Below are 20,610 nucleotides of genomic sequence, written 5' to 3' on the forward strand. Positions count from 1 at the left end.
TCCAGAGGTGAGCGCCGGAGCAGGAGCAGCCGACGCGGACCCCGTCGCCGCCGCGAGACCCATCCATCTGGAGTGGGTGGTCGACCCCGGCTACGAGCGCCGCCGGGTGCGATGGCGCGTGCGCTACGCCGCGTCCTCGATTCTGGTCGCGCTCCCGATCCGCCTGCTGCTCGCCGTCGTCATCGTCGGCTTCGCGGTTCGGCTGGCGGGCAGCTGGGCGACGCTGGTGCCGTGCTTCCTGGCGGTCGTCCTGCTCTGCGAGCCGTTCGCGGGCCTCCTGACGACGATGGCGCGCGAGCGGAGGGTCAGTCGACTGCGCTACCCGTCCGGCGCCCGTCTCACGGCCAGCTACGACCACAGCCATCTCGTGCTGTGGGGGCCGATGGAGGAGCACCTGCTCCCGTACGCGGCGATCCGACGCATCGTCGAGGTCCGGGGATTCGTCGTCGTCTTCCGACAGCTAGGCATGCCCTTCATCGTCCCCGTCGAGCTCTTCTCGCGACCGGCGCAGAATCTGGTGGCCGGGCGGATCGGTCGGGTGCCCCCGGTGCAGATCCCCGCGACGGAGTTCACCCATCATTTCGTCACCGACTCCCGATACGCGCGGACCACCGTGCGCCGTGCCGTGCTGCGCAACATCGCGCGCCCCGAATGGTGGGTCCCGCAGGCGATCGCCGCGGCGATCGCGTTGGGGATGGTCGTCGGGGGGCTGCCGCTGGTCGGACTCGTCGCCGCGGGCTTCGTCGCGGTCAGGTGCGTGCCCATCATGAACACCCTGGATGCGTGGAGGCCCCTCGTGGGGAGGGAGACGCACGCTCGCTTCGACGAGGACGGATTGGTCTATGCGGAGGGGCTGGAGTCGGGGAAGACCGATTACGCCTTCTTCGACCGGGTGAACGTGCTTCCTGCGCTCGTCGAGCTTCGCGCGGCCGATGACGGCAGCTGGTGGCAGTATCCGCGTGCGGTCTTCCCGTACGGCGCTCTCGAGTACTTCGGTCGCCCCGGACCGACGCCTCTCAGCTGAGCTGGTTCGCCTCGACCCAGTCGAGGTATTCGGGCGTCACCGTGCCGGTGACGTACTCGCCCGTGAAGCAGCTCATCTCGAGGTCGGTGATCGTCGAGCCCTCGAGGATCGCCGACTTCATGTCCTCGACCTCCTGGTAGATGAGGTAGTCGGCGCCGAGGGCGGTCGCGATCTCGGGGATCTTGCGCCCGGATGCGATGAGCTCGCGACGGGTGGGCATGTTGATGCCGTACACGTGCGGATACCGCACCGGCGGCGCCGCCGAGGTGAAGGTCACCGAGTTGGCGCCGGCGATCCGCGCCATGTCGACGATCTCCTTCGAGGTGGTGCCGCGCACGATCGAGTCGTCGACGATGAGCACGTTCTTGCCGCGGAACTCGGAGCTCATCGCGTTGAGCTTCTGCTTGACGCTCTTCGTGCGCTGCTCCTGCCCGGGCATGATGAAGGTGCGACCGACGTAACGGTTCTTGTAGAAGCCCTCGCGGTACTCGATGCCGAGCTTGCGGGCCACCTGCATCGCGGCGGGGCGCGACGAGTCGGGGATCGGCATGACGACGTCGATCGCACCCGACGGGGTGTACTGCGCGATCGTGTCGGCGAGGCGGTCGCCGAGCCGCAGTCGCGCGTCGTACACCGAGATGCCGTTCATGATCGAGTCGGGGCGCGCGAGGTAGACGTACTCGAACGAGCACGGGATGAGGCGCGGATTCTTCGCGCACTGCCGCGCGAACATCTCCCCCGACCGGGTGATGAAGATCGCCTCGCCGGGTGCGACATCCCGCACCACCTCGTAGCCGCCGTGCTCGAGCACGAGAGACTCCGACGCGACGACCCACTCCTCGCCGACCAGCCCCGCGGAGCGCCGGCCCAGGATGAGCGGACGGATGCCGAACGGGTCGCGGAACGCGAGCAGCCCCTGGCCGGCGATGAGCGCGATCGCCGCGTACGAGCCCTCGACGCGTTCGTGCAGCGTCTCGATGGCGTCGAACACCTGGTCGGGGTCGAGGTCGGTGCCGCGGATCTGCGACTGCAGCTCGTTGGCGAGCACGTTCACCAGCAGCTCCGTGTCGGAGTTGGTGTTGAGGTGCCGGCGGTCGGTGTGGAAGAGCTCCTCGGTGAGCTCTCGGGTGTTGGTGAGGTTGCCGTTGTGCACGAGCACGATGCCGTAGGGCGCGTTCACGTAGAACGGCTGCGCCTCCTGCTCCTTCGACGCGTCGCCGCGCGTCGCGTAGCGCACGTGCCCGAGGCCCATGGTGCCGAGGAGGCTGCGCATGTCGCGCGTGCGGTACGCCTCGCGCACCTGCCCCTTGGCCTTGAACATGTGGATGATCGAGCCCTCGGAGGTCGCGATGCCCGTGGAGTCCTGGCCGCGGTGCTGCAGGAGGGACAGGCTGTCGTAGACCTGCTGGTTGACGGGGCTCGATGAGACGATGCCGACGATGCCGCACATGCTGCGGGCTGCTCCTGGGGTTCGTGGGGCGCGCACCGGATGAGTACGCCCCATCCTCCCACACGGATGCCGCATGCCGTCCGGGTGCTCCGCGGGCCCCGCCCGGGCCGGAGTTGCGCGAAAGGGCAAGAGGTATAATATCCTACGCGTAGGTCGGACAAAGGAGTTCCCGGATGGCAGCGGTCGACAAGAACAGCGCAGGAGTCGGCGAGAGGCAGTACCACATCGGCGTCGCGCCGGGTGAGGTGTCGACGGTGGCCCTGCTGCCGGGCGACCCGTTCCGGGTGCCGCTCGTCGCCGAGTTCCTGAGCGAGGTGCAGACCGTCGCCCACCAGCGCGAGCACCTCACCATGACCGGCCTCTACAAGGGCCGGCGCATCACCGCCACCTCGACGGGGATGGGATGCCCGTCCACCGCGATCGCGGTCGAAGAGCTCGTGCGCGTCGGTGTCACCTCGTTCATCCGCGTCGGCTCCTCCGCCGGCCTCCAGGCGGGTGTGCGCCCGGGCGACCTGCTGGTGTCGGAGGGCGCGCTGCGCAACGACGGCACGACCGCCGCCTACGTGCATCCGGGTTTCCCCGCGGTTCCCGACCTCGAGATCACCCGCTCGCTCGCGAGCGTCGCGCAGGAGCTCGTCGACGGCACCGAGACGCGCGTGCACTCGGGCATCAACGCGAGCGACGACGCCTTCTACGCCGAGACGCCGGAGTGGATCGCCGAGCTCAATCGGATCGGCGTGCTCAACGTCGAGATGGAGAGCGCCGCCCTCTACGTGGTCGCGCGCCTGCGCGGCGTGCGCGCCGGCATGATCTGCTCGACCTCGAGCAACCTCTTCGACGGCACGAGCCTCTACGGCGACATCAAGCCCGCCCTCAAGGAGGGGTGGATGCGCAGCATCGAGGCCGCGCTCGAGACCGCGGTGCGCCTGGAGCTCTGACGTGCTCGTCGACCTGCACAGCCATCTCGAGGGTCGGGTGCGCCCCGACACCGCCTCCGAGCTGGCGCGTGCGGCCGGTCTCCCCGATCCTCCCGAGGGGTGGGATGCCGCCCTGCGGCTCGACGGCCCGGGCGACCTCACGGTCTACCTGCAGAAGGTCGCGGCGAGCTATCCGCTCTTCGCGCGTCTCGAGGCGATCGAGCGGATCGCGCGCGAGGCGGTCGAGGACGCGGCGGCCGCAGGCGGTGACTACCTCGAGCTGCGCTTCGGGCCGGCCACCCACGTCGACCGCGACCGCGATGCGCGCGAGGTGGTGCGTGCCGCGGTACGCGGGATGCGCGACGCGAGCCGTTCGACCGGCATGCCGAGCGGCCTCGTGATCGCCGCCCTGCGCCATCACGACGCGGCGACGAACGACGAGATGGCTCGGGTCGCGGCACAGCTCGCGGGCGATGGCGTCGTCGGCTTCGACCTCGCTGGCGACGAGCTGCTCTTCCCCCGCCTCGAGCCGTATCGTTCGAGCTTCGCCATCGCGCGCGCCGCGGGACTCGGGCTCACCTGCCACGCGGCGGAGGCGGCGGGAGCCCGGGCGGCACGGCAGGCGGTCGAGCTGCTGGGCGCCGCCCGCATCGGGCACGGCGCACACATCGTCGACGACCCGGAGGTGCTCACCTGGGCGGCCGACGCCGGGGTGGTCGTCGAGATCTGCCCGACGTCGAACCGGTACACGGGCGCGATCGCCGAGCTCGCGGCGCATCCCGCGCCGCGCTTCCGCGACGCGGGAGTGCGCACCGTGCTCGGCGACGACAACCCGGTGCAGACCGGAGCCGACCTCGCCCACGAGCGCACCGTGCTCGTCGAGGTGCTCGGCTGGACGCCCGATGCGCTCCGCGCCCTCGATCGCACGAGCATCGACGCGGCGTTCCTCTCGGACTCCGAGCGACGCGAACTCCTCGACCGCCTGGCGGCCGAGACCGGATCCCCGTGATCCACCCGGGACGGCCCGGCCGCACCCCGACAACTCAACACCCGACATCCACAGCAACAGCAACGGAGTACCCCATGCAACGACGCACGACACTCACCGGTGCCCTCGCCGCGCTCGCCGTGACGGCTCTCGCCCTCACGGGATGCGGCACCGCTCCCGAGGCCCCCGACGACTCCGCGACGACGACCGACTTCCTGCCCTGCGCGGCATCCGACCTCACCGGCTTCGACGACGGCGACTTCAACGAGCTCAGCTACAACGGCGTCAAGCAGGCGGCCGACGAGCTCGGCGCCGACGTCAAGACCGCCGAGTCCTCGGCCGAAGACCAGTACACGAGCAACGTCGCGAGCCTCGTCGACCTCGACTGCGACCTGATCGTCACCGTCGGCTTCGCGCTCGCGAACGCGACCCGGGACTCGGCACGCGAGAACCCCGACGTCGAGTACGCACTCATCGACAGCACGGTGACCGACGACGACTTCCAGACCATCGAGCTCGACAACGTGAAGCCCGTGCTCTTCGACACCGCTCAGGCGGCCGTGCTCGCCGGGTACCTGGCCGCGGGTGCCACCTCGACCGGCACGGTCGGCACCTACGGCGGCATGCCGTTCCCCTCGGTGACGATCTTCATGGACGGCTTCGCCGACGGCATCGCCTTCTACAACGAGAAGCACGGCACCTCGGTGACCCTCATCGGGTGGGACAAGGCGAGCCAGAACGGCACCTTCGTCGGCTCGTTCGACGACCAGCTCGGCGCGAAGACGATCACCGCCGGCCTCATCGACCAGGGGGCCGACATCATCATGCCGGTGGCCGGCACCCTCTACATGTCGTCGGTGGAGGCCTTCAAGGACCGCGGCGTGGAGGGCGCCATCGTGGGCGTCAACTCCGACGTGTACGACCGCAGCCCCGAGGACGGCGCCTACTTCCTGACCTCGGTGCTGAAGAACCTCACGCTCGCGGCCCACGAGGTCACGATCGCCGCCGCCGACGGCGAGTTCGACAACACCCCGTACGTGGGAACGCTCGAGAACGGCGGGGTGGGCATCGCGCCCACGCACGACTGGGAGGCGAAGCTGCCCGCGTCGCTGCTCGACGAGGTCGCGCAATTGCAGGCCGACATCATCTCCGGCGCGTTCACGGTCGACTCCCCCTCGTCGCCGCGCGTCTGAGATGACGGAGGCCGCCCCGCCCACGTCCTCGGGCAGGGAGGCCGAGGCGGGCGGGCTCCGTGCGGATGCGCGGAGCCTCGCCCGTCTGACCGGCCTCGGATACTTCCCGCTCGCGTTCGTCGGGCGGTTGCCGTTCGCGATGATGATCGTCGGCGTGCTGACGCTCGTCGTCGCCGCCCGCGGCTCCGTCGCGGAGGCGGGGGTCGTCGCCGCGGCGGCGGGCATCGGCACGGCGATCTGCGGACCGCTGTCGGGTGCGCTGGCCGACCGGATCGGCCAGCGACGGGTGATCTGCCTGGGCGGCGCCGCGAGCATCCTCGCCGCCGTCTCCTTGTTGCTGGTCGCGGCATCCGCGCCGCTCGGGGTGGTGGCGCTCGTGGCCGCGGCGCTCGGCGGGACGACTCCGCAGGTCGCGCCGTTCTCGCGCTCGCGGTTGGTGGGCCTGAGCGGGGCGGCGGCGACCGAGGCGCGTCGTGCGCGGTCGCTCTCGCTCGTGATGAGTTACGAGTCCGCCGCAGACGAGGCCTCGTTCGTGCTCGGCCCGGTGCTCGTCGGACTGCTGACGGCGGCCGTGGCACCGTGGGCCCCGCTCGTGCTGTCGATGCTGCTGACGGTGGCGGTCGTGCTGCCGTTCGCACTGCACCCGACGGCCGCATCCGCTGCCGACTCGGCGGATGCCGAGGCGGGCCGCTCCGCTGTGCCGTTCCGGCGATCCTTCCCCGGCGAGGTGCGCGTACTCATCGTGGGGGCGCTGCTGGTCGGCGCGGTGTTCGGCGCCCTGCTCACGGCCGTGACGGCGTTCATGGCCGAGCGCGACCACGCCGACTACGCCGGCGTGGTCTACGGCGCCATGAGCCTCGGGGCGATCGTCATCGCACTCGGCACGGCGCTCATCCCGCGCGGCTTCGATCTGCGCACCCGGTGGCTCGCATTCGGCACCGTCGCGCTCGCCGCCTGCGCGGGGCTGCTGCTCGTGGGAAGCGCGCCCGCGCTCGCAGCGGTGCTCGCCCTGGCGGGGGTCGGTGTGGGCGCCACTCTCGTCGGCATCTTCAGCCTCGGTGCCCTCGCCGCGCCCGCCGGGCGTTCGACGACCGTGCTGACCACCCTGCAGAGCGCCCTGGTCGTCGGCCAGGCGCTCGCGAGCGCGGCCGGTGGGGCGCTCGCGGGGGGCCTCGGCGCCACGGCCGGCTTCGTCCTCGCCGCCGCGCTCGCGGGCGCCGTGCTGGTCGTCGGGGCCGTCGATCGTGCCCTGTACGGACGCCTCAGCGCACGCGCGTGAGGCTCCAGCCGTCCACCACGAGATGGCCGAACGTGGCGGGGATCGCGCACTTGACGACGTAGACCGGTTCGCCGCCCACCGATGCCCACTGGGTCAGCACGAGCAGCGGGTCGCCCGGTTCGATGTCGAGGTGGCGGGCGCGGGTCTGGCCGGCGAGGGTCGCGGCGATCTGGCAGCCGAGCGACTCGAACTCGACCCCGGCGCGGCGCGTGAGGGAGGCCAGCAGCGTCGCGTCGTCGTCCGCTGCGGCGGCGAACTCGCGGGCGAGCGCGGGATCCGCGCGCCGAAGCCCGGCGTCGCCCGGCAGGTACTCCTGCACGAGGGCCACCGGTCGGTCGCCGCTGGCGACGACGCACTCGCGGAACCACATCTCCGAGTCGGGGGCGAGCCCGATGAGGTCGGTCACGAAATCGGTGGCCCCCTGCGAGCTGAGCTCGAGCCGTCGCACCCGGGCGTCGACGCCCTCGTCCGCGAACAGGTGCTCGAGAGGCAGCAGCCCACCCTCCTCCGGCGGCAGGCTGTCGGCGACGAATCGACCGATGCCCCGCCGGGTCACGATGAGACCGTCCTCCTCCAGCAGCATCAGGGCCTCGCGCACGACCGTGCGGCTGACGCCCAGGGCCGTACCGATCTCGGTCTCGCGCGGGAGCAGCGTCCCCGTGCGCAGCACCCCGGCGCGGATGCCACGGGAGATCCGGCTGTAGACGGCCACCCGCAACGGCTGGCCCGGCGACGTGAGCAGCGGCTCGGCGAGATAGGCCTCGGCATCGGCGGTCGACACGTCTCGAGTATAACGTCGGACATCCGGCGGAACCCCGTCGGGCGGGCCCATCGGCCCCGGTACGCTGGGCGGGTGACGAGCGCTCCCCCCGCATCCGATTCCGGCCACGGCGACGCGAGCTACGCGGCCGCCGGCGTCGACACCGCGGCGGGCGATCGCGCGGTCGAGCTCATGAAGGCCTCCGTCGCCCGCACGCACGGGCCCGAGGTGCTGGGCGGGGTGGGCGGCTTCGCGGGGCTGTTCGACGCATCCGCTCTCGTCGGCTACCGCCGCCCGCTGCTCGCGACGAGCACCGACGGCGTCGGCACCAAGATCGCCCTCGCGCTCGCCGTCGACAAGCACGACACGATCGGCCAGGACCTCGTGGCGATGGTGGTCGACGACATCGTCGTGGTGGGCGCCAAGCCCCTCTTCATGACCGACTACATCGCGACCGGCAAGGTGCACCCCGAGCGCATCGCGACCCTCGTCGCGGGCGTGGCGCGCGCCTGCGAGGCCACCGGCACGGCGCTCGTCGGCGGCGAGACCGCCGAGCACCCCGGCCTCATGGCGCCCGACGACTACGACATCGCGGGCGCCGCGGTCGGCGTGGTCGAGGCGGATGCGGTGCTCGGCCCGGAGCGCGTGCAGCACGGCGACGTGGTGGTCGCGATCGCGAGCTCGGGCCTGCACTCGAACGGCTTCTCGCTCGTGCGGCACATCCTCGACCGGCGCGGGCTCGGCTACACCGACCACGCGGACGAGCTCGGCGGCGTGGTCGGCGAGGTGCTGCTCGAGCCCACCCGGCTCTACACCGCGCCCCTGCTGCGGGTGATCGACGAGCTCCCGGGCGCCGTCCACGCCCTCAGCCACGTGACGGGCGGCGGCATCGCGGCGAACCTCGCGCGCGTGCTCCCGAAGGGCGCGTGGGTCGAGCTCGACCGCTCCACCTGGAGCCCCCAGCCGGTGTTCCGCACGCTCGCCGCCTGGGGCGGGCTGAGCCTCGGCGACACGGAGTCCACCTGGAACCTCGGGGTCGGCTTCTTCGCGATCGTCGCCTCGGATGCCGCCAGCTCCGTCACCCGCGCGCTCGAGGCCGCGGGCCTGCCCGCCTGGGTCGCCGGCCGCGTCTCCACCGCATCCCACGACCTCGCCGGGTTCGAGCAGGGTGCGAAGGGCGTCGACGGCGGCGCCGTGAAGCTCGTCGGGGACTACGCTGACTGACGCCGCACCGGGCGGCCGCCCCGAGTGAGGCCGCACCGGGGCCGGACCTGGAGGAACGGATGTCGATCCCGAGCGAGCCCGCGCCAGCGCCCGCGCACTACGCCGACCTCGTCGCGACACTGCCCCGCCTCGACGGCCGCACGGTGGCCGTCACCGGGTGCACGAGCGGCACCGGGCGGGTGCTCGCCCGCACCTGCGGCGAGCTGGGGGCGCGCATCGTCGCCGTGAACCGTCCGTCTGCGCGCGCAGACGCCGCCGCCGAGGATCTCCGGGCGGCGGGCATCGAGGTTGTGTCGGTCGACGGAGACCTCGGCAGCTTCGCGGCGGTCCGCGCGGCCGGCGAGCGCCTCGCCGCCGCCTGCCCGGACGGCCTCGACGTGCTGGCCAACAACGCAGGCGTCATGGCATTGCCGGACGAGGCGACCGTCGACGGGTTCGACGTGCAGATGCAGACCAACCATCTGAGCCACTTCCTGCTGACCTCGCTCGCCTGGCCGCTGCTGCGTGGGGCGGCGGACGCCCGCGGCGAGGCGCGGGTCGTCAACCACACGAGCGGTGCGCGCCGGGGTGCGCCGCTGCAGGCCGCCTACCTGCGGCCCGAGGGCGGGCACCTCGGAGGCGACGACTTCCCGGGCGCGGCCAAGTGGCGGCGCTACCAGCAGTCGAAACTCGCGAACCTGCTGTTCACGTACGCGCTCGAGCAGCGGATGTCGGCGGCCGACGCGGAGCGCGGCATCCGGATCCTGTGCGCCCACCCCGGTCCGACGAACTCCGGGCTGCAGGCCAAGACTGCGGCGGCGGGCGGCACCCGCCTGCTCGACCGGATGATCCTGCGCCGCACCCTGCGCGTCGCGCAGTCCGTCGAGGACGGCACGCTCGGCATCCTGCGGGCGAGCGTCGAGCCGACCGCTCGGAGCGGCGAGTTCTACGGACCCGCCGGCCGCGGTCTCCCCGGCCCTGCGGTGCTGCTGCCGCCCGAGCGCGACCCGGATGCCGAGGCACTGCTGTGGGACGAGAGCCTCGCCGCGACCGGGATCACCGAGTACTTCCCCGGCTGACGACCGGGCCGCTCAGCGCATGCCGCGGCGGCGCCCGAGGTGCGCCGCGAGGGCGAGTCCCCCGAGCAGCAGCAGGAGGACTCCGACGCCGAACGTCGGTGCCGCATCGCTGCCCGTCTGGGGCAGTGCTGCGGTCGCGACGGGGGCGGGGGTGACCTCGACGACCAACTGCGCCGTCGCACCGGTCGAGGTCTGCGTGACGGTGAGGGTGTGCGGGCTCGCGTGCGGGAACGAGACCGAGAACGCGCCGTCGGCGGTCGTGATCACGTCGGAGGCGATGCTCGAGGTGACCGTGTAGTCGGTTGCCGCGAGCGGGGCGGTGGTCCCCGTGTAGTCGGTCGCGGTGACCGTGAAAGTAGCGGTATCGCCCTGGTCCGGGTCGCCGGGGGCGTCGGCCGTGAACTGCACGCTGGGCGTCTGCGCGGCGAGCACGTGCACGGTGAAGTTCATCGAGGCGCCGTTGCCGAGGGCGTCGGTCGCCGTGCAGGTCACGGTGGTGTCGCCGGGGGCGAAAGCGGAGCCGCTCGCCGGTGAGCAACCCTCGGAAGCCACCCCGTGCAGATCGCTCGCGGTCGGCCCGGTCCAGGTGATCGCCGCGGAGGTCTCGCCGGGCGTCAGCTGCCGGGTCAGGTCGTCGACGGTGCCGAGGGTCGGCGGCGTGGTGTCGATCGTGGCGGTCACCGTCGCGGTCGCGATGTTGGCGTCGCCCGCCCAGCTCCCGGTCACCGCGCCCGCGGGCAGGCGGAGGGTCACCGTCCCGTCCTGAGCGACTCCCGTCACTGCGACCCGGTAGAAGTCGACCACGTACTGGGTTCCGTTGCCCGGGCGCAGGTTCCGGATCGCGACCGCGACCGGGTCGAGCCGATCCGTGTAGTCGCTTCCGTAGCCGTCGGCACCGTAGGTTCCACGCCACTCGATGTTCGTCAGCGGGGTGATCGTGGCTCCGGTCGGTCCGGCGGTGCCCCCGAGCTCCAGGTCGGAGACATCGAAGCCCGTCATGGGTTCCAGGAAGTACACGTCGAACACGGGGAGCGTCGTGCGCAGCTCCGGCCCCTGATCGGGGGCGAGGTTCGCATAGGCGGCGATCGGCAGCCCGGCGCAATGCCCGGCGAGCGCGACCTCGCCCTCGTATGCGTCTGCGGGCTGGTCGTCGTCGCGGTAGTAGACGCCTCCGAGGATCGGGTTGAGGGTCGGCGTCGAGGTGTAGGTGCCCAGCACATCCGCCCCGGAGCCGGTGGTGGTGATCTGGTCGACCTCCGCCGTCTTCAGCAGGAGGTTCCCCGCCGCATCGGTGACCTCGGCGTGGATGAGCGTCGTGACGCCCGCGTCGTCGACCGCCGGTCCGACCGTCATGCCGATGGGCGTGGTCAACCTCAGATCGCTGCAGGTCAGCGCGGGCCGGAGAGCGGAGAGGATCCCCGAGTTGAGGCCGCTGCCGTCGCACGCGGTCAAGGTCGCGGCCGCCGTCACGGCACCCAGCACCGCCAGAACCGCGCGGCGCGCGCGCCGATGAGAACCCGCGGCCATCCTGCATCCCCCTCGCGACTGCCGACTCATCAGGCTAGCCCAGAGCTGGGGAGAGAAATGCCCCGCGAACGGGTCACGCTCAGGCGGTCTTGGCGTCGCCTTCGTCGAGCTCGTCGCCGTCGTCGTCACCGTAGGTGTCGGCGTACTCGGGCCACTTGTCGAGGTCCTCTTCGAGGCGGGGGTTGCCGCCGAGTTCGCGCTCGAGCGCGCCGTAGTTGGTGTCCGGGCTGAAGTACTTCAGCTCCCGGGCGACCTTGGTGTGCTTTGCCTTCTGACGGCCGCGCCCCATGCGTGACCCCCTCATTCCAGGATGGCGATGTGACGATAAAAGACTGCCGGGGAGTCTATCACGCAGCGGCGCTCGGACCCTGTCCACCGGCCCGCCGCCGCGGGCGACATCCGGTGCCCCGTCGCGAGCGTCGACGGGTAACCTGGGCCGGGTGACCGAGCGGCCGACCGACACCTCCGTGGTGATCATCGGCGCGGGTCAGGCGGGGCTCTCGGTGGCCTACTACCTGCGCAAGCTCGGTCTCGACCCGGGCAACGACATGGTGCTGCTCGACCGCGGTCCGACGCCCGGCGGTGCGTGGCAGTTCCGGTGGGAGGCGCTGCGCCTCGGGTCGACGCACCGCGTCAACGACCTGCCCGGCATGGACGAGCTGGGGCTCAGCTTCGAGAACGCCGATCGCACCCTGCCGGCGCGCGAGGTCATCTCCGACTACTACCGACGCTACGAGCGGCACTTCGACCTCAAGGTGGTGCGCCCCGCCGACGTCACGCGCGTCAGGGCCACCTTCGACGGGTTCGAGGTCACCTTCGACGACGACTACGGCGATCAGACCTTCTCGACCCAGGTGGTCGTCAACGCCACCGGCACGTGGGGGGCGCCCTTCGTGCCCTGGTATCCGGGCATGAACGACTTCCGGGGGCGGCAGCTGCACACGGTCGACTACACGGACGCCGAGAGCCTGCGCGGCCTCGACGTCGTGGTGGTCGGCGGCGGCACGAGCGCGATCGGGTTCCTCATGGAGCTCGAGGGGATCGCCGCGAGCCTCAGCTGGGTCACCCGGCGCCCGGTCGAGTTCCTCGAGGAGCAGGAGCTCAACCTCGAGGGCGGCACCCGCGCGGTGACGCTGCAGGATGCGGCCGCCCGCGAGGGCAGGGCCCTTCCCTCGATCGTGTCGACGACGGGGGTGCCGCGTACCCGCCGCATCCAGTCGGCCATCGACCGCGGCCTGCTCACCCCGCGCGGGATGTTCGAGCGCATCGAGCCGGACGGGGTGCGCTGGGCCGACGGCACCTTCCAGCATGCCGACGTGATCATCTGGGCCACCGGCTTCCGGCCCGAGCTGCGCCACCTCGCCCCGCTCAAGCTGCGCGAGCAGGCCGGCGGCGTGACGGTGGCCGGCGGTGCCGCCTACCGCAACGCGAACGTGTTCTTCGCGGGGTACGGGCCGACCGCATCCACGATCGGCGCCAACCGCGCGGGGCGCACGATCGCCCGCCAGGTCGTCGCCGCCCTCAGCTCCCTCGGCTACTGACCGCGCTCAGCGGCGACGGACGGCGGGTGCCTTCGGCGCGCGCACCGGCGGACGGATGGGCTCGCCGCGGCGGTCCTGGCCGGGCAGCGGCCGCGAGCGTCGGCCGTAGATGAGGTCCGAGGAGTCGAGCAGCCACGGCACGAGCGCCACCACCACGCCGTGCACGAGCAGAAGCTTGTGGCGGATGCGGCGGGCCTTGTGGTTGTGCAGGAAGTTCTCCCACCAGTGCCCCACGATGTACTCCGGCAGGTACACGGTCACGACCTCGGCGCCGTGCTCCTCGCGGTGCTTCTTGATGTACTTGATGAGCGGCATCGAGATGTCGCGGTACGGCGAGGCGATGATGTTGAGCGGCACCTTGATGTTGTGCTCGGCCCACTGCCGCTCGAGCTTCTCGCTCGCTCCGTCGTCGATGGACGCGTGCACGGCCTCGATCGACTCGTGGCGGGCGGCGATCGCGTAGTCGAGGGCCTTCAGAACGGGCTTCGAGAGGCGTCCCACGAGCACCACCGCGTGGTCGCCCGTCGAGCCGAAGACGGTGGTGGCGTCGGGCTCGATCTCGCGGTCGACGTCGCGGTAGTAGCGGTTCACGCCGATCATCAGCATGATCAGCACGAGCATCACGACGAACACGATCCAGGCGCCGTGGGTGAACTTCGTGATGGTCACGATGATCAGCACCGATCCGGTCATGAGCGCGCCGAGCGAGTTGATCAGGAGGCTGCGCACGAGCGGGCCGCGCGGCTCGACGTTCTCGCGGATGAGCCGGATCCAGTGGCGGATCATGCCGCTCTGCCCGAGCGTGAACGAGATGAACACGCCGATGATGTAGAGCTGGATGAGCGCGGTCACGTTGGCCTGTGCGCCGATCAGCAGCACGATCGCCACGGCGGACAGGGCCAGCACGCCGTTCGAGTAGATGAGCCGGTCGCCGCGGGTCGCGAGCGCCTTGGGGGCGTAGCCGTCCTGCGCGAGAACCGAGCCGAGCAGCGGGAAGCCGTTGAACGCGGTGTTCGCCGCGAGCAGCAGCACCGCGGCCGTGGCGGCCTGGATGATGAAGAACGGGATCGAGTTGTTGCCGAAGGTGGCGGCGGCGATCTGCGCGATGAGCGAGCGCTGCGGCTGCGTGGCGCAGTCGGTGAAGCCGACCAGGTCGCACGCCGTCTCGGCGTAGTGCACGCCCGAGATGAGCGCGACGATCGTGAGCCCCGAGAACAGGATGATGGCGATCGAGCCCATCGCCACGAGGGTCTTCTGGGCGTTCTGGATCTTCGGCCGGCGGAACGCCTGCACGCCGTTCGAGATCGCCTCGACGCCCGTGAGGGCGGCGCATCCGCTCGCGAAGGAGCGCAGGATCAGCAGGATGAACGCGGCCTGCGTGAGCTGCTCCCCCTGCACGGTCCACGAGGCGCTCTCCGCAGTCGGGGCGTCGCCGAGCGCGGTGCGGATGAGGGCGACCACGAGCATGAAGCCGATCGACCCGATGAACAGGTAGGTCGGGATCGCGAACGCCTTCGAGGCCTCGCGCACGCCGCGCAGGTTGATCGCCGCGAGCAGCACGACGAAGCCGACGGCGATCTCGACGCGCCAGGGGTTGAGCCCCGGGAGGGCCGAGATGATGTTGTCGACACCGGATGCGACCGACACCGCGACGGTGAGGATGTAGTCCACGAGCAGGGCCGCCGCGACCACGACGCCGGCCTTCTCGCCGAGGTTCTTCGACGCGACCTCGTAGTCGCCTCCGCCCGACGGATACGCCTTGATGAGCTGGCGGTACGAGAGCACCACCACCACGAGCAGCAGCACCACGGCGGCCGCCACCCACGGCGCGAAGCTCAGGAACGCCAGCCCGCCGAGCAGCAGGATCATGAGCAGCTCCTGCGGCGCATACGCCACCGACGAGAGCGGATCGCTCGCGAAGATGGGCAGGGCGAGATGCTTCGGGAGGAGCTGTCCTTCGAGCTTCTCGGTCGGGAGAGGGTCGCCGATGATCCAGTTCTTCGCGGATCGCGGCGCCTCGTCCGAGGAGGTCTCGGCCTCGTCAGTCACGGCGGGAAAGCATACGCCGTATGGGTTGCGCCGCAACCCGCCCCGCTCGGGCTCCTAGGATCGTGCGGTGACGAGTGAGCGACGCAGGCGGCGATGGCCGTGGATCCTCGGCGCCGCGGTGCTCGTCGTCGCGATCCCCGTCGGCGTTCTCGGCGTCCCCGTGCTGCTGCATCGGGACGGCGGATCGGCCAACCAGCAGGAGTCGACGCAGCGGTGGCCGACGACGGTGACCGCGTCGGGTGACGACGGGCGCAGCCGCGAGCTGTCGGTGCTCGCCGCGGATGGCGGCGCCGTCGACACCTCCGCGCTCGCGGCGGGCGACCGCATCGTGGTGAGCGGCAGCGGATACGACGCCGGCCAGGGGATCTACGTCGCGATCTGCGTCATCCCCGACGATCCGACGACGAAGCCCGGGCCGTGCCTCGGCGGCGTGCCCGAGCAGGAGGCGACGGCGGCCTCCGAGGGCGAGATCCAGTGGGCGCCGAGCAACTGGATCAACGACGACTGGGCGTGGAAGCTGTTCGGCGCGCGCGCCTACGACGACGTCGCGACAGGCACCTTCACCGCCTACCTCGAGGTCGTCGACCCGATCGGCGAGAACTACGACTGCACGAGCGAGCGGTGCGCGATCTACACGCGCGACGACCACACGGCGCTCGGCGACCGGGTGCAGGATCTCTTCATCCCGGTCGGGTTCGCCGCCTAGCGCCGGAGCGCCCCGGTCACCTCGCGCAGCACCTCGTCGAGGCGGGTGATCAGCAGGTCGACCGCGTCGAGGGCGAGCGTGCCGTTCGCGGCCTGACTGCGCAGCTCCGAGCGCAGCTCGGCTCGGAAGGTGGCGAGCGCGGCGTCCGCCTCCTGCAGGCGCGCGCGCGCCGCCGTCCGGGTCTCCGCGTCGGCGGACGAGGCCGGGGCGGAGTCGTGATCGACCCGCACCCCCGACGGGTGTGGCGCCGTGCGCGCCTCGCGTGCGGCGGCGGCGAGGTCGGCCCGGAGGCTGCGCATCGCGTCGTCGACCGAGCTGCGCACCTCGTCGGCCAGTCGCCGCACCGAGTCCGTGAGGTCGGTCTCGATGGCGTCGAGCTCGTCTCCGCGCGCGGCGAGCTCGGCGCGCCCGGCGTCCGTGATCGCGTACACCGTGCGACGTCCGTCGGACTCCTTGGTGACGAGCCCCTCCTCCTGCAGCTTCGCGAGCCGCGGGTAGATGGTTCCGGCGCTCGGCACGTAGGTGCCGCCGAAGCGGTCGCCGAGCGCCTGGATGAGCTCGTAGCCGTGCTGCGGCTGCTCGGCGAGCAGGCTCAGCAGGTAGAGGCGCAGGTGGCCGTGGGCGAAGACGGGCGGCGTCATGCGCGCACCGTGTGCAGGATGCTGACGTCGCCGCCGACCGTGTTGACCCGCACATCCGTCCACTTGCCGTCGAGGTCGCCGTGGCGGGCCGTGTACCTGCCCTTGGTGATGGTGATGCTCTGGGCGTCGAAGTGCAGCTTGCCGCCGACGGTCTGCACCGTGTAGCTCGCGGGCGTCTCGGGGGCGAAGCGCGCCGTGACGCCGCCGGAGACGGTGTTGACCGAGACCTTGTCGGGGATGCCGGTCGCGTCGAGCATGACCTCGCTCGAGACCCCGTCGACCTCGAACTTGGCGACGGCGCCGGAGGCGATGACGTCGCCCGAGACGGTGTTCACGCCGACCGGACCGGTGTGGTCGCGGATGGTGACCTCGCCGCTCACGGAGTTGGCGGTGAGCCTGCCGGTGAGTCCGTCGGCGACCAGGTCGCCCGAGACGGTGTTGAGCTGCACGTCGGCCTCGATGCCCGCGACGAGCGCCTCGGCCGACACGACCCCGAGGGTGACCGCGACCTGGCGCGGCACGAGCACGCTCACCTCGGCGCGGATCCTCGAGCCGAAGTTCTTGAACGCCTCGATCCAGTTGTCCCAGCGCAGCTGCGGGTGGTCGATCTCGAGGCGGTCACCGTCGACCTTCACGAGCAGGTCGCGCCCGTCGACGCTGTGCACCTCGACGCGGATGCCCGGCTCGTCGTGCCCGACGATGTCGATGTGCCCGCCGACGAGGCCCACCTTGAGCCGGTGGATGTTCTCGAGGTCGATCACCTTGGGGCCGTCGATCAGCCACTTCTCCTGAGCCATCTCGGCTCCCTCCTTCGCTCTGCCGCTCCCAGACTCGCGATATATCGCGTCTGTCGAGACACACGATATATCGCGTTTCGCCGCCGCGCAACTCCCTCTCGTCCCTTCAGAAATGCAGGAGATCCTCCGCGGCCGGTCCGGCATCCGCGGGGTCCGCCTCCGCATCCGGATGGATCTCCTGCATTTCTGCGGTGAGGGGTCGGCGCGTCGGGGGTTGCGGTTGACGCAGCGTCAACGTCTACCGTCGGATGCGACACCACAGCAGAGAGGAGCGGACGCATGGAACGCAGCATCCAGGAGGTCGCGCGCCTCACCGGGGTGACCAGCCGCACCCTGCGGCACTACGACGACGTCGGCCTCGTGCGGCCGAGCGGCGTCGGTGCGGGCGGCATCCGCATCTACGACGCCGCGGCGCTCGTGCGGCTGCAGCGCGTGCTGCTGCTGCGCGAGCTCGGGCTCGGCCTGCCCGCGATCGCCGAGGTGCTCGACGGGCAGACCGACGACGTGCACGCGCTGCTCGCCCATCGCGAGTGGCTGCGGCAGGAACAGCAGCGGCTCGAGCGGCAGATCGCCAGCGTCGAGTCGACCATCGACGCACTTGAGGGAGGTGAGGAACCGATGGCAGAGCACATGTTCGACGGCTTCGACCACACGCAGTACAAGGACGAGGTCGTGGAGCGCTGGGGTGCGGATGCGTACGCGAGGTCGGACGCGTGGTGGCGCGGCAAGACCGACGCCGAGCGCGCCGAATGGAAGCGGCGCCTGAGCGAGCTGCAGTCCGACTGGGTCGCGGCAGCGGCATCCGGCGTCGCCCCCGACTCGGAGGCGGCGCAGGAGCTGGCCCGACGCCACGTGGAGTGGCTCGCGTCGATCCCGGGCACGCCCGGGGCGGTGAGGGGCTACGTCACGGGCCTCGGCGAGATGTACGTCGCCGACCCGCGCTTCGCCGCGAACTACGGCGGCGTCGAGGGCGCGGGCTTCGTGCGTGACGCGCTGGCCGTGTACGCCGAGGCGCACCTGTAGACGCGACGACGCCCCCGGATGCCTGTTCTCATCCGGGGGCGTCGTGCGTCTTATGGCAGCAGCGTCGAGTCGACGGGGAGCTGCGCGTAGCCGTCGTTGCCGATGGCGACGACGGTCGCGACGGCGCCCCAGACGGCGAGCGCTCCGAGGGCGAGAAGGAGGACCATCATGCGATCACCTCCCCTCCGGATGTCGGGTCGGCCACGGGACGCCGCGCGGGCGCCTCGGGCACACGGAAGAAGGGGATGGTCAGTCCGACCATCGGGCCGATGAGCAGCGCGAAGGCGAGCGTGCCGATGCCGACCTGACCGCCGAGCAGCCAGCCGACCACGAGAACGGTCACCTCGATGCCGGTGCGCACGATCCAGATCTTCCAGCCGAAGCGTGCGTGGATGCCGGTCATGAGGCCGTCCCGCGGGCCGGGGCCGAGCCGCGCGCCCACATAGAGCCCGGTGGCGACGGCCAGCAGGGCGAGGCCGGCGGCGAACAGCAGCCCCTGCATCCACCACTCGTGCTGCTGCGGGATGAACGCGAGGCCCACATCCGCGGCGGGGCCGATGAGCAGGATGTTGAGCACCGTGCCGATGCCGGGCTTCTGCCGGATGGGGATCCACAGCAGCAGCACGATCGCGCCGACCGCGATCACCACGATGCCGAACGAGATGCCGGTCTGCGCCACGATGCCCTGGGTCAGCACGTCCCACGGACCCACGCCGATCCCGGCGCGCACCATCATGGCGATGGCGATGCCGTAGAGGAACAGGCCGACGAGCAGTTGCGCGATGCGTCGGGTCCAGAGCAGGGGCGGGGTCACGGTGAACAGTCCACCTCAGAATTGGCCCTTGATCAAGAGTCCAATCCGGGTACACTGGCCGCATGAACTCGCTGTCCGCGCGCGCATTGGCATTGCTCATGGTCGATTGGCGCGGGTCCAATGGGCCCGCGTACCTCGCATTGGCCGACCGCGTCCGCCTGCTCGTGCTCGACGGCCGCATTCCGCTTGGCACGCGCCTGCCCGCCGAGCGCGAGCTCGCCGCCCAGTTGGAGCTCAGCCGCACCACCGTCTCGGCCGCCTACGCCGACCTCCGCGACAGCGGCTACCTCGAGAGCGTGCGGGGCTCCGGCAGCACCGCCCGCCTGCCGCACGAGGGCGGTGTCGACCTCGACCTGTTCGGCGACGCGCCCCTCGACTTCTCGAAGGCGTCGCTTCCGGCGCTGCCGTCCGTGGCGCAGGCCGCGCAGGCGGCCGTCGACCGTCTGCCGAGCTTCCTCTCCGACAGCGGCTTCGACCCGTTCGGCCTGCTCGTGCTGCGGCGCGCGATCGCCGACCGCTACAGCGAGCGCGGTCTGCCGACCGATCCGGAGCAGATCATGATCACGGTCGGCGCCCAGTCGGCCATCCACCTGCTCGCCCGCACCCTGCTCGCCCGGGGCGACCGTGCGATCGTCGAGTCCCCCGGCTACCCGCACGCCTTCGACGCGCTGAAGGCGGCAGGCGCCCGACTCGTGCCGGTCGCCGTGACGACCGACGAGGGGTGGGATGTGTCGGGCCTCGAGCAGGCGTTCCAGCGCACGAGCCCGACGGTCGCCTACCTCATGCCCGAGTTCCAGAACCCGACCGGCCGCACCATGGACGAGACGACGCGCGCGCGGGTGCTCGAGCTCGCGCAGCGCGAGGGCACGACGCTCATCGTCGACGAGACGATGACGGGCCTCGGCCTCGACGGGCAGGCCCGTACGGCGCCGTTCCCGGTGGCGCGGAACGTGGTGATCATCGGATCGGTCGGCAAGTCGATCTGGGGCGGCCTGCGCATCGGGTGGGTGCGCGCCGAGCGCGAGCTCATCCAGCGGATGGCACGGGCGCGATTCGCGAGCGACCTCGGCACCCCGATCCTCGACCAGCTCGTCGTCGCCGAGCTCGTGCCCGACTACGAGCAGATCCTGGCCGGCCGTCGCGCCTACCTGCGGCAGGGCCGCGACCATCTGGCGAAGCGCATCCGGCAGCAGCTCCCGGGTTGGCGGATGCCGCACGTCGAGGGCGGCATCGTCGCCTGGGTGAACATCGGCGCCCCCCTCAGCTCGCAGCTCGCCCTGCAGGCCCGCAACGAGGGGCTGGTGATCGGCGCCGGCCCCCGGTTCGGGCTCGACGGCGTCTTCGAGCGCTTCCTGCGCATCCCGTTCGGGATGCCCGCCGATCAGCTCGACCGCGGCGTCGACGCGCTCGCGGCCGCCTGGCACGCGGTCACCCGCAGCGGCGTTCGCCTCGACGACACCGACCTCGCCCACGTCGTCTGAGCGCGCGGCCCTCTGCCACGAGCGCTACCGGAATCGCCGACCGCTACCCGTAGATCGGTAGCGCTCGCCGAAACGGGTAGCGCTCGCGGAGCCGGCACGTTCATCCCGCGGGAGTACGCGGCGCCGGCGGAACCGCTG

Annotated in this window: 19 protein-coding genes; 11 read left to right on the top strand and 8 right to left on the bottom strand. The window is 71.5% G+C overall.

What is annotated here, in order from left to right; all coding sequences use genetic code 11:
• Positions 1-7: 7 nt before the first annotated feature.
• A complete protein-coding gene (locus NUH29_RS02565; RefSeq protein ID WP_258797362.1) occupies positions 8-1,024 on the top strand; it encodes a hypothetical protein in 1,017 nt (338 codons plus the stop codon).
• Here NUH29_RS02565 and purF read toward each other — a convergent pair.
• Positions 1,017-2,474 (bottom strand): amidophosphoribosyltransferase, encoded by a 1,458-nt coding sequence (gene purF, locus NUH29_RS02570; RefSeq protein WP_258797364.1) that lies wholly within the window; start codon positions 2,472-2,474, stop codon positions 1,017-1,019. The two genes, NUH29_RS02565 and purF, sit on opposite strands and share 8 nt — an antisense overlap.
• 173 nt (positions 2,475-2,647) lie before the next feature.
• Here purF and NUH29_RS02575 point away from each other — a divergent pair, with 173 nt between their 5' ends.
• The 4 genes from NUH29_RS02575 to NUH29_RS02590 all read left to right on the top strand — a co-directional run bounded on the left by NUH29_RS02575 (position 2,648) and on the right by NUH29_RS02590 (position 6,851).
• Positions 2,648-3,412, top strand: a complete 765-nt coding sequence (locus tag NUH29_RS02575; protein WP_258797365.1) for a nucleoside phosphorylase — start codon at positions 2,648-2,650, stop codon at positions 3,410-3,412.
• A gap of 1 nt (position 3,413) precedes the next feature.
• Entirely contained in the window at positions 3,414-4,400 is a 987-nt protein-coding gene (add, locus tag NUH29_RS02580; protein ID WP_258797366.1) for an adenosine deaminase, read from the top strand.
• A gap of 74 nt (positions 4,401-4,474) precedes the next feature.
• The gene (locus NUH29_RS02585) at positions 4,475-5,572 is read left to right on the top strand and encodes a BMP family lipoprotein (protein WP_258797367.1); all 1,098 of its coding nucleotides are present in this window, start codon (positions 4,475-4,477) and stop codon (positions 5,570-5,572) included.
• 1 nt (position 5,573) lies between these two features.
• Positions 5,574-6,851 carry an MFS transporter gene (locus NUH29_RS02590; protein ID WP_258797368.1) on the top strand — a complete coding sequence of 426 codons (1,278 nt, stop codon included), beginning with the start codon at positions 5,574-5,576 and terminating at the stop codon, positions 6,849-6,851.
• Here the strand turns inward: NUH29_RS02590 and NUH29_RS02595 are convergent.
• Positions 6,835-7,632 (bottom strand): GntR family transcriptional regulator, encoded by a 798-nt coding sequence (locus NUH29_RS02595; RefSeq protein WP_258797369.1) that lies wholly within the window; start codon positions 7,630-7,632, stop codon positions 6,835-6,837. The two genes, NUH29_RS02590 and NUH29_RS02595, sit on opposite strands and share 17 nt — an antisense overlap.
• A gap of 72 nt (positions 7,633-7,704) precedes the next feature.
• Between NUH29_RS02595 and purM the strand changes: the two genes are divergently transcribed.
• Complete coding sequence (purM, locus tag NUH29_RS02600) at positions 7,705-8,835, top strand: phosphoribosylformylglycinamidine cyclo-ligase (RefSeq protein WP_258797370.1); 1,131 nt, start codon at positions 7,705-7,707, stop codon at positions 8,833-8,835.
• 59 nt (positions 8,836-8,894) lie between these two features.
• Positions 8,895-9,893, top strand: a complete 999-nt coding sequence (locus NUH29_RS02605; protein WP_258797371.1) for an SDR family NAD(P)-dependent oxidoreductase — start codon at positions 8,895-8,897, stop codon at positions 9,891-9,893.
• Positions 9,894-9,905: 12 nt separating this feature from the next.
• Here the strand turns inward: NUH29_RS02605 and NUH29_RS02610 are convergent, their stop codons facing one another.
• Both NUH29_RS02610 and NUH29_RS02615 read right to left on the bottom strand, forming a co-directional pair.
• Entirely contained in the window at positions 9,906-11,264 is a 1,359-nt protein-coding gene (locus NUH29_RS02610; protein WP_258797372.1) for an HYR domain-containing protein, read from the bottom strand.
• Between the two features lie 235 nt (positions 11,265-11,499).
• Positions 11,500-11,709, bottom strand: a complete 210-nt coding sequence (locus tag NUH29_RS02615) for a DUF3073 domain-containing protein (protein ID WP_258797373.1) — start codon at positions 11,707-11,709, stop codon at positions 11,500-11,502.
• Positions 11,710-11,860: 151 nt separating this feature from the next.
• Between NUH29_RS02615 and NUH29_RS02620 the strand changes: the two genes are divergently transcribed.
• On the top strand, positions 11,861-12,961 hold the full coding sequence (locus NUH29_RS02620) for an FAD-dependent oxidoreductase (RefSeq protein WP_258797374.1): 1,101 nt from the start codon (positions 11,861-11,863) through the stop codon (positions 12,959-12,961).
• A 6-nt stretch (positions 12,962-12,967) separates the two neighbouring features.
• On the opposite strand, the gene NUH29_RS02625 is transcribed toward NUH29_RS02620, so the two are convergent.
• On the bottom strand, positions 12,968-15,010 hold the full coding sequence (locus NUH29_RS02625) for an APC family permease (RefSeq protein WP_258797375.1): 2,043 nt from the start codon (positions 15,008-15,010) through the stop codon (positions 12,968-12,970).
• A 67-nt stretch (positions 15,011-15,077) separates the two neighbouring features.
• Between NUH29_RS02625 and NUH29_RS02630 the strand changes: the two genes are divergently transcribed.
• On the top strand, positions 15,078-15,716 hold the full coding sequence (locus tag NUH29_RS02630; protein WP_258797376.1) for a hypothetical protein: 639 nt from the start codon (positions 15,078-15,080) through the stop codon (positions 15,714-15,716).
• On the opposite strand, the gene NUH29_RS02635 is transcribed toward NUH29_RS02630, so the two are convergent.
• The gene (locus tag NUH29_RS02635) at positions 15,713-16,357 is read right to left on the bottom strand and encodes a PadR family transcriptional regulator (RefSeq protein WP_258797377.1); all 645 of its coding nucleotides are present in this window, start codon (positions 16,355-16,357) and stop codon (positions 15,713-15,715) included. The two genes, NUH29_RS02630 and NUH29_RS02635, sit on opposite strands and share 4 nt — an antisense overlap.
• Positions 16,354-17,154: a DUF4097 family beta strand repeat-containing protein gene (locus tag NUH29_RS02640; RefSeq protein ID WP_258797378.1), complete on the bottom strand. Its 801-nt coding sequence runs from the start codon at positions 17,152-17,154 to the stop codon at positions 16,354-16,356. The genes NUH29_RS02635 and NUH29_RS02640 overlap by 4 nt, the downstream gene beginning before the upstream one ends.
• A gap of 279 nt (positions 17,155-17,433) precedes the next feature.
• On the opposite strand from NUH29_RS02640, the gene NUH29_RS02645 reads away from it, so the two are divergent.
• The gene (locus NUH29_RS02645; protein WP_258797379.1) at positions 17,434-18,177 is read left to right on the top strand and encodes a MerR family transcriptional regulator; all 744 of its coding nucleotides are present in this window, start codon (positions 17,434-17,436) and stop codon (positions 18,175-18,177) included.
• A 166-nt stretch (positions 18,178-18,343) separates the two neighbouring features.
• Here NUH29_RS02645 and yczE read toward each other — a convergent pair whose 3' ends face one another.
• The gene (gene yczE / locus NUH29_RS02650) at positions 18,344-18,991 is read right to left on the bottom strand and encodes a membrane protein YczE (RefSeq protein ID WP_258797380.1); all 648 of its coding nucleotides are present in this window, start codon (positions 18,989-18,991) and stop codon (positions 18,344-18,346) included.
• Positions 18,992-19,053: 62 nt separating this feature from the next.
• Between yczE and yczR the strand changes: the two genes are divergently transcribed.
• Positions 19,054-20,472 carry a MocR-like transcription factor YczR gene (gene yczR, locus NUH29_RS02655; RefSeq protein WP_258797381.1) on the top strand — a complete coding sequence of 473 codons (1,419 nt, stop codon included), beginning with the start codon at positions 19,054-19,056 and terminating at the stop codon, positions 20,470-20,472.
• Positions 20,473-20,610: the final 138 nt, after the last annotated feature.

It is taken from the genome of Protaetiibacter mangrovi (assembly GCF_024752305.1).
Classification (GTDB): Bacteria; Actinomycetota; Actinomycetes; order Actinomycetales; family Microbacteriaceae; genus Homoserinibacter; species Homoserinibacter mangrovi.

Bases quoted from the DNA above. Each gene is read 5' to 3' on its own strand.
- NUH29_RS02585 (WP_258797367.1), top strand. From the start codon at position 4,475: ATGCAACGACGCACGACACTCACCGGTGCCCTCGCCGCGCTCGCCGTG.
- NUH29_RS02615 (WP_258797373.1), bottom strand. From the start codon at position 11,709: ATGGGGCGCGGCCGTCAGAAGGCAAAGCACACCAAGGTCGCCCGGGAG.
- NUH29_RS02605 (WP_258797371.1), top strand. From the start codon at position 8,895: ATGTCGATCCCGAGCGAGCCCGCGCCAGCGCCCGCGCACTACGCCGAC.
- yczR (WP_258797381.1), top strand. From the start codon at position 19,054: ATGAACTCGCTGTCCGCGCGCGCATTGGCATTGCTCATGGTCGATTGG.
- NUH29_RS02640 (WP_258797378.1), bottom strand. From the start codon at position 17,154: ATGGCTCAGGAGAAGTGGCTGATCGACGGCCCCAAGGTGATCGACCTC.
- NUH29_RS02590 (WP_258797368.1), top strand. From the start codon at position 5,574: ATGACGGAGGCCGCCCCGCCCACGTCCTCGGGCAGGGAGGCCGAGGCG.
- NUH29_RS02575 (WP_258797365.1), top strand. From the start codon at position 2,648: ATGGCAGCGGTCGACAAGAACAGCGCAGGAGTCGGCGAGAGGCAGTAC.
- purF (WP_258797364.1), bottom strand. From the start codon at position 2,474: ATGTGCGGCATCGTCGGCATCGTCTCATCGAGCCCCGTCAACCAGCAG.
- NUH29_RS02645 (WP_258797379.1), top strand. From the start codon at position 17,434: ATGGAACGCAGCATCCAGGAGGTCGCGCGCCTCACCGGGGTGACCAGC.
- NUH29_RS02635 (WP_258797377.1), bottom strand. From the start codon at position 16,357: ATGACGCCGCCCGTCTTCGCCCACGGCCACCTGCGCCTCTACCTGCTG.